General features: G+C 36.9%; 14 protein-coding genes. 12 read left to right on the top strand and 2 right to left on the bottom strand.

Annotated features, from left to right (window positions below; all coding sequences use genetic code 11):
- Positions 1–160 precede the first annotated feature (160 nt).
- The 5 genes from uvrA (at position 161) to FN817_RS23630 (ending at position 4,628) form a co-directional block, all read left to right on the top strand.
- Positions 161–2,992: an excinuclease ABC subunit UvrA gene (gene uvrA, locus FN817_RS11095; RefSeq protein WP_142717981.1), complete on the top strand. Its 2,832-nt coding sequence runs from the start codon at positions 161–163 to the stop codon at positions 2,990–2,992.
- 8 nt (positions 2,993–3,000) lie between these two features.
- Complete coding sequence (locus FN817_RS11090; RefSeq protein WP_142717980.1) at positions 3,001–3,390, top strand: hypothetical protein; 390 nt, start codon at positions 3,001–3,003, stop codon at positions 3,388–3,390.
- 16 nt (positions 3,391–3,406) lie between these two features.
- On the top strand, positions 3,407–3,676 hold the full coding sequence (locus FN817_RS11085) for a hypothetical protein (protein ID WP_142717979.1): 270 nt from the start codon (positions 3,407–3,409) through the stop codon (positions 3,674–3,676).
- Positions 3,677–3,974: 298 nt separating this feature from the next.
- Positions 3,975–4,379, top strand: a complete 405-nt coding sequence (locus tag FN817_RS11080) for a hypothetical protein (protein ID WP_142717978.1) — start codon at positions 3,975–3,977, stop codon at positions 4,377–4,379.
- 114 nt (positions 4,380–4,493) lie between these two features.
- A complete protein-coding gene (locus FN817_RS23630) occupies positions 4,494–4,628 on the top strand; it encodes a bacteriocin-like protein (protein WP_077417018.1) in 135 nt (44 codons plus the stop codon).
- Between the two features lie 30 nt (positions 4,629–4,658).
- Here the strand turns inward: FN817_RS23630 and FN817_RS11070 are convergent, their stop codons facing one another.
- Positions 4,659–5,198: a DUF3828 domain-containing protein gene (locus FN817_RS11070; protein ID WP_142717977.1), complete on the bottom strand. Its 540-nt coding sequence runs from the start codon at positions 5,196–5,198 to the stop codon at positions 4,659–4,661.
- Positions 5,199–5,351: 153 nt separating this feature from the next.
- On the opposite strand from FN817_RS11070, the gene FN817_RS11065 reads away from it, so the two are divergent.
- The 4 genes from FN817_RS11065 to FN817_RS11050 all read left to right on the top strand — a co-directional run bounded on the left by FN817_RS11065 (position 5,352) and on the right by FN817_RS11050 (position 7,009).
- Entirely contained in the window at positions 5,352–5,864 is a 513-nt protein-coding gene (locus FN817_RS11065; RefSeq protein WP_114821366.1) for a DUF421 domain-containing protein, read from the top strand.
- A 5-nt stretch (positions 5,865–5,869) separates the two neighbouring features.
- Positions 5,870–6,361 carry a GNAT family N-acetyltransferase gene (locus tag FN817_RS11060; protein WP_142717976.1) on the top strand — a complete coding sequence of 164 codons (492 nt, stop codon included), beginning with the start codon at positions 5,870–5,872 and terminating at the stop codon, positions 6,359–6,361.
- A gap of 131 nt (positions 6,362–6,492) precedes the next feature.
- Positions 6,493–6,672, top strand: a complete 180-nt coding sequence (locus tag FN817_RS11055) for a quinol oxidase subunit 4 (RefSeq protein ID WP_142717975.1) — start codon at positions 6,493–6,495, stop codon at positions 6,670–6,672.
- Positions 6,673–6,787: 115 nt separating this feature from the next.
- Positions 6,788–7,009, top strand: coding sequence for a hypothetical protein (locus tag FN817_RS11050; protein WP_167498849.1), 222 nt, complete (start codon positions 6,788–6,790; stop codon positions 7,007–7,009).
- Between the two features lie 43 nt (positions 7,010–7,052).
- Here FN817_RS11050 and FN817_RS11045 read toward each other — a convergent pair whose 3' ends face one another.
- Entirely contained in the window at positions 7,053–7,367 is a 315-nt protein-coding gene (locus FN817_RS11045) for a DUF4286 family protein (protein WP_047425560.1), read from the bottom strand.
- A gap of 150 nt (positions 7,368–7,517) precedes the next feature.
- Here FN817_RS11045 and gyrA point away from each other — a divergent pair, with 150 nt between their 5' ends.
- From gyrA to FN817_RS11030, 3 genes are all read left to right on the top strand, one after another.
- Positions 7,518–10,103 carry a DNA gyrase subunit A gene (gyrA, locus tag FN817_RS11040; RefSeq protein ID WP_142717974.1) on the top strand — a complete coding sequence of 862 codons (2,586 nt, stop codon included), beginning with the start codon at positions 7,518–7,520 and terminating at the stop codon, positions 10,101–10,103.
- A 30-nt stretch (positions 10,104–10,133) separates the two neighbouring features.
- Positions 10,134–11,171, top strand: coding sequence for a tetratricopeptide repeat protein (locus FN817_RS11035; protein ID WP_142717973.1), 1,038 nt, complete (start codon positions 10,134–10,136; stop codon positions 11,169–11,171).
- A gap of 218 nt (positions 11,172–11,389) precedes the next feature.
- Positions 11,390–12,226, top strand: a complete 837-nt coding sequence (locus tag FN817_RS11030; RefSeq protein ID WP_034697698.1) for a 1,4-dihydroxy-2-naphthoyl-CoA synthase — start codon at positions 11,390–11,392, stop codon at positions 12,224–12,226.
- Position 12,227: the final 1 nt, after the last annotated feature.

The following is a 12,227-nucleotide window of genomic DNA, read 5'->3' as shown; positions in this document are numbered from 1 at the left end:
TATTCATAGGCTTTAGCCAAAATTTATATTATCACCTCACAACATTACTATACAAACCTCTATGAATTTATGAAATTTTTATACATTTTATATTCAAAAAAAGTCTATAAAATTTCGTATTTTTGCACGTTGTGATTTTCAGGCAAAGTCACTCCGAATTATGAGCAAATCAACAGAATATATAGAAGTTTACGGAGCACGTGAACACAACCTTAAAAATATTAATGTTAAAATTCCACGCAACGAATTGGTCGTTATTACCGGCCTTTCCGGAAGTGGAAAATCCTCATTGGCTTTTGATACCATTTTTGCAGAAGGCCAGCGTCGTTATATCGAAACATTCTCTGCCTATGCACGTCAGTTTTTAGGCGGATTGGAGCGTCCTGATGTAGATAAAATTGAAGGACTTTCACCCGTTATTGCGATCGAGCAGAAAACAACCAACAAAAATCCTCGTTCTACCGTAGGAACTGTGACTGAGCTTTACGATTTTCTTCGTCTTTTATATGCAAGAGTTTCGGATGCATACTCTTTATCTACCGGACAGAAATTGGTGAGCTATACGGAAGATCAGATTCTGGAGACCATCAAAGAAAATTATAAAAAAGAGAAAATCATGCTTTTGGCACCCGTAGTGCGTTCCAGAAAAGGACATTATCATGAACTCTTTGTACAGATGGCTAAAAAAGGCTACGGACAGGCAAGAATTGATGGCGAATTGCAGGATATTGAATATGATTTAAAGCTTGATCGTTATAAAACCCACGATATTGATATCGTTATCGATCGTTGGATTATCGGGGAGAATGCTTCGGAAGGCAGAATGGAAAAATCATTGCGCACTGCGATGGAAATGGGAGAAGGAATTATCGGAATTCAGAAGTTGGGAAGTAAAGACATCGAATACTTTTCCAAAAACCTGATGGATGCGGAAACAGGACACTCCCTTGCTCTGCCGGAACCGAATACTTTTTCATTCAACTCTCCGAAAGGAAGCTGCCCGAACTGTAAAGGATTGGGAACCATTAAAAAGATCAATACCGATTATTTCATAGACAATCCTAAATTATCAATTAATCAGGGAGGATTATTACCATTGGAAGATATCAAGTCCAATAAATGGATTCTTTCGCAGATCAAAAATATTCTTGAGATTTTCGGACTGGGATTAACAACGCCTTTGCAGGATATTCCTGAAGAAGCATTGGATTATATCTACAACGGATGTCATAAAGAATTCAATAAAGACCTGAAATACGCAGGAATTACCAAGAAAATTAAGATTGGTTTTGACGGTTTGATTGCTTTCATGGAAGAAATCATTGAGGAAAGAGAATCTTACGAAGCTATTTTGCTGGAAAGACACTTCACCACAGAAGAAACCTGCCCGGAATGTAATGGAACACGTCTTCAGCCTTCAAGCTTAAGTTTTAAAATTGACGGTAAAAATATTGCTGAGATTAATGGTTTAAGCTTATCAGACTTAAAAGACTGGTTAGCTGATGTAAGAGATAAATTTTCAGAAAAAAATAAAATCATTGCTCATGAGATCTTAAAAGAAATTGAAACCAGACTTCAGTTTTTGCTGGATGTAGGATTGGATTATTTAAGTTTGAGCAGAAGTTCAAAAACCCTTTCAGGAGGAGAATCACAGAGAATCCGTCTGGCAACACAGATCGGATCCCAGTTGGTGAATGTCCTGTATATTCTTGATGAACCGAGTATTGGCCTTCACCAGAGAGATAACGAAAGACTGATTCATTCCCTGAAAAATCTTAGAGACATCGGAAACTCTGTATTGGTGGTAGAACATGATAAAGACATGATTCTTGAAGCCGATGAGGTATTGGATATTGGCCCGAGAGCCGGAAAATTCGGTGGAGAAATCCTTTGGCAGGGAAAACCAAAAGATTTGTTGAAAGCAGATACGATCACGGCTCAATACATCAATGGAAAAAGAAAAATTGCAATTCCTGAAGAAAGAAGAGCAGGAAGCGGTAAAAATATTGTTTTAAAAGGAGCTACAGGAAACAACCTTAAAAATGTAACCCTTGATGTTCCCCTTGGAAAACTGGTAGTAGTAACCGGAATTTCAGGAAGCGGAAAATCCTCTTTGATTAATGGGACATTATACCCGATCCTTAACAAACATTTCTACAGAGCAGTTCAGGAACCTTTGCCTTACAAAAAAATTGAAGGGTTAGAGAATATTGATAAAATTGTAGACGTAGACCAGACGCCAATCGGAAGAACGCCGCGATCTAATCCTGCTACCTACACAGGAATGTTTACCGATATCAGAAATCTTTTTGCTGAACTTCCGGAAAGTAAGATCCGTGGTTATAAGCCTGGAAGATTCTCTTTCAACGTAAAGGGCGGAAGATGTGAAACCTGCCAGGGTGGTGGATTGAAAGTGATTGAAATGAATTTTCTTCCGGATGTATACGTTCATTGCGAAACTTGTAACGGAAAACGTTTCAACAGGGAAACCCTTGAAGTTCGTTACAAAGGAAAATCAATCTCTGATGTTCTGGATATGACCATTGATGAAGCGGTAGATTTCTTCCAGCCGATTCCTAAGATTTTTGCCAAAGTAAAAACGCTGCAGGATGTAGGATTAGGATATATTACCCTGGGGCAACAGTCAACAACCCTTTCAGGAGGTGAAGCACAGCGTATCAAGTTAGCAACCGAATTGGCAAAAAGACAAACCGGAAACACCCTTTATATCCTTGATGAACCCACCACGGGATTACACTTTGAAGATGTAAAAATTCTGATGGAAGCCATCAATCAATTGGTGGAACTTGGAAACTCGTTCATTATCATCGAACATAATATGGATGTAATCAAATTAGCAGATCATATCATCGACGTTGGACCAGAAGGAGGAAAGCATGGCGGACAGATCGTAGCACAGGGTACTCCAGAAGAAATTGTGAAGTCCAAGAAAAGCCTGACAGGGAAGTTTTTGAAGAGGGAACTCGAGTAAAATTTTATATGAAAACACTGGCGCAAAAGAACGGAAGAAATTCAAGCTATTTTGAGATCAAAGAAGATGGTGTCTTTGTAAAGAATAGTTTTACCAAAGAGTTGCATGAATATAAAGTTCATTTTGCAGATATTTATGATGATGAGACTGTCTTTAGAAAGACAAAAGATTGGGTGCTTTTGGCAATTGCCATATCGGTTGTATTCAATTCCATATTGCTTACAATTGTGATCAATCAAACTTATCAGCTCTCTGCATCCTCAGGTATGATTGTTTTTGTGATTGCTTTATTTCCGTCTCTTATTGTAACCGGATTGTGTACAGCTCTCTGCATCCTCAGGTATGATTGTTTTTGTGATTGCTTTATTTCCGTCTCTTATTGTAACCGGATTGTGTAATAGTGAATTCAAAGCAATGAGTTCTAAAGGTCTTGCCGCTGCAAAACCAATTAACTTCTCCTACTCAAAAAAAGAAATGGAAGACGTGGACGCTTTTATTGCCGAAATTAAGAAGTGTAGAAAAGATTACTATCTGAAGGAGTATTATAGAGTTGATAATCTGATTCCTATCCAGACACAGATTGCTAGGATTCACTGGCTTTATGAAAACAAATTTATTTCAGAAAGTGATGCCCAATTTATAATTGACGAGCTTGAAACCCAAAGAATAATTAAAGGATTATAAAGGGTCCAAAAAATATAAATAATTTAAAAAAGAATTTGTGAAAGCAGGTTCTTTTTTTTTGTATCTAACCTTCTGAAATCAATATTCTAACCAAAAAATATACTGATTTGCGCTATAATTTATCTTCCAATATTAAATTTTCAATTATTTTTTTAAATTTATTCATCTGGTAATCAATTAATTATATTTTAATGTTAACTAAATGTTAACTCAATGTAAAATTAATATGAATTATTTTTAATAACTTTGGATAAGAGATACAAAAAAAGGTTAGTATAATATTTAAAACCAATTAGTTATGAAAAATCGAATTCAAATATTGTTTGCTTCACTTTTCGTTTGCGGATTTGCTGCCATTTTGAACACTGCCAAAGCCCAAACTACCAATCATAATACCATTGAGCCTATTCAGCTGAATAAGAGTGAGACTTTTACAGATATAAGAAATAAACTGGAAGCCAATTTTGACCTTACCAATCCTGATTACAAGCAGGGAACCGTAAATTCAGTGGTGAAATTTGATATTGCAAAAAATGGTAAAATTGTAAATGTTCATTCTACAGGAGACTGTAAAACCGTAAGCAAAGAAATTGAAACAGTATTAAGCGATCTTGATTATAGAGTAGACCGCAATAAACTGACTGATAATATGGTTGCCTACACTTACGTAATGCCTGTAACCGTAGAGATCCACAGCAGATAATATTCATTACATATTATTCATAAAAGTGTGAATAATGAAAACTTATCAGAGTAAGTTGTAATAAAGAATAATCAGATAGATTTTAATTTTGCTCTACCATAAAATTAAAACTATATGAAAAATTTAAAGAAGCTGACGAAGTCAGATTTGAAGTCAGTGTACGGAGGAGAGCCTAAAAAATACTGTACGTTTTGCGAATGGGCAAATAAAGTAATTTGCAGTGATGTTCCAATCGTTCAATGTCCGTAAAAAAATAAAGCCGCTTTATAAGCGGCTTTTCTATTGCTGTGTACTTTGAACAAACTGTGTTAATCTCGTTTTAAGATCTTTGGAATTTCCAATTTTGTCAAAAGTAATATCGTCTATTCTCCATCCTTTCTCAGTATTGATGAGGTGTATGGTATCGGTCCACGTCACTTTGGGGGTAGCCATATTGTATTCAAACTCTACCAGCGCTTCTGCTGTCTTATCATGTACTGTAACAGATTTAATTGTATAACTGGTATAGCCTTCGTATAAACTTGAAAACATTGCACCCTCAAAGATCAGGGGTTTCTCATCAGGATGATTACTGTTTTTTACTTTCTCAATATCTGCTTTTGAAGCTTGTATGGCATCTTCCAAAACCTTCTTTAAATCCTTAGAAAATAAGTCCCCGGAGATTGCCTGATTATAGACAGCTTCATTAGATTTACCATATTGAGTATAAAGCGCATTCACTTTTTCATTGATCGCTTTATCTGCAGGCTGAATGTCATTTTTTTTACAGGCAGTAAAAATCAGGAAAATGGCCAGATATAAAAATAATTGTTTTTTCATCTTTGAATTATAATGTTATGAAGGCTGTCAAATCTTATACCAATAATCTCTTTCTGTAAACAATCAATCACGATCCGGTAATTAACAGCATATTTATTCCGTAGCATTCATACAATAACAAAAAATCAATACATTTGAGTAGATAAAAAAATTGTGGATCCTATTCTTAATGTTGCTGTCCGTTCCCTCTGCGTTTACCTTTTCATGGTAATTGCTATTCGTTTATTTGGTAAAAATCAGCTTTCTCAGCTCAATGCAGGAGATGTAGTATTGTTGCTGCTGATTTCAAATGCTGTCCAGAATGCGATGGTTGGTCCTGATACCTCTCTTCAGGGAGGAATTATTGCGGCATTGGTTTTGTTTGTCGCTAACTTTATTTTAAAAAGGATCATGTTTTCCAGCCGTTCCTTTCAGACCTTTATGGAAGATGAGCCGGTAATTCTTATTAGAGATGGTGTTGCAGATCAGGCTGCGCTGAACCGTGTGAAAATTACAGAAAGTGAATTGGAAGAAGCAATAAGAGAACATGGAATTGAAAACATAGACAATGTAAAACTTTCCGTTCTGGAAGTGGATGGGAATATCAGTGTGGTTTCTCAGGATGAGAAAAGCAAACAGACCCACTATTCAAGAATTAAAAGGAAAATAAAAAGAAAATACCATTAAATAAGATGAATTACGAATTAAGAGAAATGCTTCCCAGTGATGAAACCCGTGTGCTGGAGATCTTCCGTCAGGGAGTAGATGGTGGAATTGCCACTCTGGAAACAGAAGTTCCTACCGCTGAAGCCTGGAGTATGGAATATTTCAATGACTGCCGCTGGGTGCTGGAAAATGAAAATAATGAAGTAATAGGATGGTGCGCCCTGAAACCAATCAGCAAAAGAGAAAGTTTTAAAGGAGTTGCAGAAGTAAGCATTTATTTTGATAACGAATACCAGGGAAGGGGATTGGGTTCCATATTGCTTAAAAAGATAATTCTGGACAGCGAGGACCACGGATTCTGGACATTACAGACCAACATCTTCTCCGAAAATGAAATGGCCATCAAGTCTCATCAGAAAAACGGGTTCAGAGTAGTTGGTGTTCGTAAAAAAATCGGAAAGCTTAATGGAGCGTGGAAAGATCTTGTATTGATGGAAAAAAGAAGCGAAATCATTTAAAGAATTATAAAGTATAAATGATGGGTTATGAATTGGCAACCAATTTATGATAGCTCCATAACTCTAAACCTTGAACTTTGAATTTTATTTTTTGGCATTACCATTGTAATATTAACTGAAAAATAGGAATAATGAAAAATATGTTTAAAATTACCGGAGTACTTATTGTGACATTTATGTTGTCATCCTGCGTTGTTCATGATAACGGACACCGGGCTAAAACGCTTCCTCCCGGACAAGCTAAGAAAATATATGGAGGAAGCGCAAAAGATTATGCTCCTGGGCAGGTGAAAAAAAGGAGAGGCCATTAACCAGCGATGTGAAATGAAAAACTAGAAACAGTTTTAACATATATTAGCTTTATTTCAATTTCTTTTGGCATTAACATTGATATATTTCGCTATCGAGATTGAAAAAGTGAAAATAATGAAAAGTTTGTTTAAAATTGCTGGGGTAGGCATCGTTCTGCTAATGCTGTCATCGTGTGTGGTGAGTGAGCCTTATGGAAGAAGAATGCCGCCGGGTCATGCCAAAAGGTATTATGGAGGAAGTGCAAGATATTATGCACCTGGCCATGTTCAGAAAGTGTATATTTATGAAGAGCGCGGTCATCATCACAGAGGCCGTGGTCATGGACATCACAGATAAAAAATAAAAGCACTGATTTTTTTCAGTGCTTTTTTATTATACATTATAATCTCGTTTTTTTCGGATTCAGGTAGGTATTAAAGATCATTACTTCCTGCCCAAACTTTTTCTCAATTCTTTCAGAGATGTTCAAAAGCTCGCTTTTAATAAAATCTTCCCGCAATTCATCATTTTCAAAGATTAATAAGAGATTGTAATTTTTACCATCTTCAATATAATCACTATGCACTTCAGAAAGAATATATTTGTCTACATCCATCAGGTTTTCAGTCATTAAAACCAGTGTTTCATCAATATAATTTTCCCATTCTTCCAGGTTGTCTTTCGTACAGTGGAAAGTTATACTTAATACTCCCATATTTTTATGAATTTTTAAGATTTTTTTGGATAAATTCTACAGCAAAAATCGGCATTTTTTTCGTAAATTAGCCCGTTAATAAAAATTGGAAATAAATAATTTTCAGACTTACAGCTAAGAGTTTGAATATCATTACAATAAAATTTGTTTATGCAAAAAGAAGGAGAAAGACTGATTCCTATCAACATTGTTGATGAAATGAAGTCGTCTTATATCGATTATTCGATGTCCGTTATCGTTTCAAGAGCGTTACCGGATGTAAGAGACGGCTTGAAACCTGTTCATAGAAGAGTACTTTATGGTATGTATGGATTAGGGGTGTTTTCTAATAGAAAATATTTAAAATCTGCGAGAATTGTTGGGGATGTTTTGGGTAAATATCACCCGCACGGAGATTCCTCTGTTTACGATGCTATGGTAAGAATGGCCCAGGACTGGAGCTTACGTTATCCTCAGGTAGACGGGCAGGGTAACTTCGGTTCGATGGATGGTGACCCGCCTGCAGCAATGCGTTATACTGAGGCAAGATTGAAAAAAATCTCTGATGAGGTGCTTTCGGACTTAGACAAAGAAACAGTTGACTTCCAGAATAACTTCGACGACAGTTTACAGGAACCGACAGTAATGCCAACTAAAATCCCGAACCTTTTGGTAAACGGAACTTCTGGTATTGCAGTAGGGATGGCCACTAATATGGCGCCACACAACTTATCTGAGTCTGTAGATGCTATCTGTGCTTATATCGATAATAAAGAAATTACGATTGATGAACTGATGCAGCACATCATTGCTCCGGATTTCCCTACAGGAGGGATCATCTACGGTTATGACGGAGTAAGGGATGCATTCCATACAGGAAGAGGTAGAGTTGTTTTAAGAGCTAAGGTTAGCTTTGATGAAATCGGAAACAGAAACGCTATTATCGTTAGTGAAATTCCTTATCAGGTTAACAAAGCGGAAATGATCGCCAGAACAGCAGAGCTTGTTAAAGATGAGAAAATCCCTGGTATCCACGAGATCAGAGACGAATCGGACAGAAAAGGGCTTCGTATTGTTTACGAATTGAAAAACGATGCTATTCCGAATGTTGTTCTTAACCTATTATATAAATATACAGCACTTCAGACTTCTTTTAGTGTAAACAATATTGCATTGGTACACGGAAGACCGGAGCAGCTGAACCTTAAAGATATCATTCATCATTTTGTAGAGCACAGACACGAGGTCATCGTAAGAAGAACTCAGTTTGAGCTTAAGAAAGCAAAAGAAAGAGCACACATCCTTGAAGGGTTCATGAAAGTGATCGGAACTCAGGATGCTTTAGACAGAGCGATTTCTATTATCCGTCACAGTGCAAACCCTCAGGCTGCAAAAGAAGGCTTGATCGAAGCATTTGAACTTTCAGACATTCAGGCTCAGGCGATTCTTGATCTTAGATTGGCTCGTTTAACAGGAATGGAGCTTGATAAGATCCGTGATGAATACGATGCGATCATGAAAGAAATTGAAAATCTGGAAGATATCTTAGCCAATGAGCCAAGAAGATTCCAGATCATTAAAGATGAATTGATCGAAATCAAAGAAAAATACGGAGACGAAAGAAGAACTGAAATTGATTACTCAGGAGGAGAAATGTCTATTGAAGATATTATCCCGAATGAAGCTGTAGTTCTTACCATTTCTCACGCAGGATATGTTAAGAGAACTTCACTTTCAGAATATAAAATTCAAAGCAGAGGAGGTGTAGGAAACAAAGCGGCAACAACAAGGGATTCCGATTTCCTTGAATATATTGTTTCTGCTACCAACCACCAGTACATGTTATTCTTTACAGAAAAAGGAAGATGTTACTGGTTAAGAGTATTTGAAATTCCGGAAGGCTCCAGAACAGCAAAAGGAAGAGCAGTACAAAACCTTATCAACATTGAACCGGATGATAAGATCAAAGCTTATATCAGAACCAACAACCTGAAGGATTCAGAATATGTAAATCAAATGAGCGTTGTGATGGTTACCAAAAACGGTACAATCAAGAAAACATCATTAGAAGCTTATTCAAGACCAAGGGTAAACGGGGTAAATGCTATTGAAATCAGAGATAATGACCAGTTATTAGGAGCTTATCTTACCAACGGAACATCTCAGATCATGATTGCTACCAAAAATGGTAAATGTATCCGTTTCCCTGAAGAAAAGGTAAGAGAGGTAGGTAGAGGATCTATCGGGGTAAGAGGTATTGCGATGGAAGACAATGATGAGGCTATTGGTATGATTGTTGTGAACGATGTAGAAAATGAAACAGTACTTGTAGTATCTGAAAAAGGATATGGAAAGAGAACTGCAGTAGAAGACTACAGAATTACCAACAGAGGAGGAAAAGGAGTGATCACCCTGAATATTACTGAAAAAACAGGAAATCTGATTGCTATTCAAAACGTAACAGACGAAGATGGATTGATGATTATCAATAAATCCGGTGTTGCGATCAGAATGGGTATGGATGAAATGAGAGTAATGGGTAGAAATACTCAGGGAGTGAAACTGATCAATCTTAAGAAAAATGACGAAATTGCAGCCATCGCAAAAGTAGCAATGGACAAAGATGTAGAAGAAGATTCTGAAGAAACTGAAGAAGGAACAGACATTGTAGCTGATAACCAGGAAGACAATACAATCACTCAGGCTGAAAATGAAACTCCAGCAGAGGAAAATGAGAATTCTGATTCTGAAGAATAAATTGTACAATATAAATATAAAATAGTTATTATGAAGAAACTAATTTTAGGAATGGCTATCGTAGCGTCTGCCTTTGCTTTTGGGCAGAAAAAAGATGCCAATGCTTTGAATGCCCAGCTTCAGGAAGCTAATAAAGTTGCAATGGATGCATATAATGCAAAAAACTATGCAGCTGCAGCACCTAAGTTTATAGAAGTTTATGACCTATTGAAGGCTAATGGACAAGACAACAAAATATATATGTATTATGCAGGACTTAGCCACGCGTTAGCGAATAACAGTGACCAGTCTATCAAAATATATACAGACCTTGTTAATTCTGGATTTACAGGAGTAGAAACAACTTATACTGCAAAAGAAAAGAAAACGGGACAGGTAGTGAATCTTGATAAAGCGACCTGGGAGCTTATGAAGAAGAATTCTGACTATTCTGACTTTAAAACAGAGCAGACAAAAAGTATAGAACCAGATTTGTATGAAACTCTGGCTTCATTACTTCTTAATGCAAAAAAAGCGCCTGAGGCTCTTGCTGTTATTGAAAAAGGATTAGTTAAATTCCCTAACAGTGCTAAGCTTAAAGAAGCTCAGACTACAGCATATCTTCAGTCAGGAAATACAGATAAATTCGTTTCCGGATTGAAAGAACAACTAGCGAAGAACCCTAACGATGCAACAAACTGGTACAACCTTGGGGTAATGCAGGCTAAAAATCCTGCGACTGTTAATGATGCTTTAGAAGCATTTAAAAAAGCAATTGAACTTAAACCTGACTTCTCTGATGCATACCAGAACTTAGTATATACAACTATTGGTGATGATGCTAAAGTAGTAGGAGAGATCAATGCACTGAGAAAAGACAAACCGGATGAAGCTTCCAAATTGATCGATGCAAGAAGAGAAAGATTTGGAAAAGCATTACCATACGCTGAAGGATGGTATAAAGCAAATCCTAAGAGCATTGATGCTGTTTCTGCATTAAAAGAAATTTATGTAGTAACTAAAAACATTGAAAAAGTTAAAGAAATGAAAGCTAAAGAAGCTGAGCTTAGTGCTGCAGCGACAAAGTAGTCATTTGATAACTCAATTATAAAAAGCCGGAACATTGCTGTTCCGGCTTTTGTTTTTAAGAAAAAGAGGGTATTACTCATTCTCAAAACACATTCTTACCTAATATCTGTAAGCAAAAATTTTGTATAAAAAATTTCTCTTCTTTATTGAAATGATGGGTAAATTTCACACAGAGAATTTCTCTGTAATTCCGTATCTTTGAGAAAAATTTTTATAAGATGATCGAGTGGAAAACCGCCAAGGAATACGAAGATATTACCTATAAAAAATCTAACGGAGTAGCTAGAATTGCTTTCAACAGACCAGAGGTACGTAACGCTTTCAGGCCTAAAACAACTTCAGAATTATACGATGCTTTTTATGATGCCTATGAAGACCCTTCAATAGGTGTTGTTTTGCTGTCAGGAGAAGGACCAAGCCCTAAAGACGGCGGATGGGCCTTTTGTAGTGGAGGAGATCAAAAAGCCAGAGGACATCAGGGATATGTAGGAGAAGACGGAAGACACCGTTTGAACATCCTTGAAGTTCAGCGTTTAATCCGTTTCATGCCGAAAGTAGTTATCGCAGTAGTTCCCGGATGGGCAGTTGGTGGAGGACACTCACTTCATGTTGTATGTGATTTAACATTAGCAAGCGAAGAGCACGCTATTTTCAAGCAGACTGATGCTGATGTTACAAGCTTTGACGGTGGTTATGGTTCTGCTTATCTTGCTAAAATGGTAGGCCAGAAAAAAGCCCGTGAAATTTTCTTTTTAGGAAGAAACTATTCCGCGCAGGAAGCTTTCGAAATGGGAATGGTAAACAAAGTAGTTCCTCATGCTGAGTTAGAAGATACAGCTTATGAATGGGCTCAGGAAATATTAGCAAAATCTCCCACTTCCATCAGAATGCTGAAATTCGCTATGAATCTTACAGACGATGGGATGGTAGGGCAGCAGGTTTTTGCAGGAGAAGCAACCCGTCTTGCTTATATGACAGAAGAGGCGCAGGAAGGAAGAAATGCTTTCCTTGAAAAAAGAAAGCCAAACTTCGGAGAAGATCAATGGATATCCTAAA

Source organism: Chryseobacterium rhizoplanae (genome assembly GCF_900182655.1).
In the GTDB taxonomy this organism is placed as follows: domain Bacteria; phylum Bacteroidota; class Bacteroidia; order Flavobacteriales; family Weeksellaceae; genus Chryseobacterium; species Chryseobacterium rhizoplanae.
This window is presented reverse-complemented; position numbering and strand designations above follow the sequence as displayed.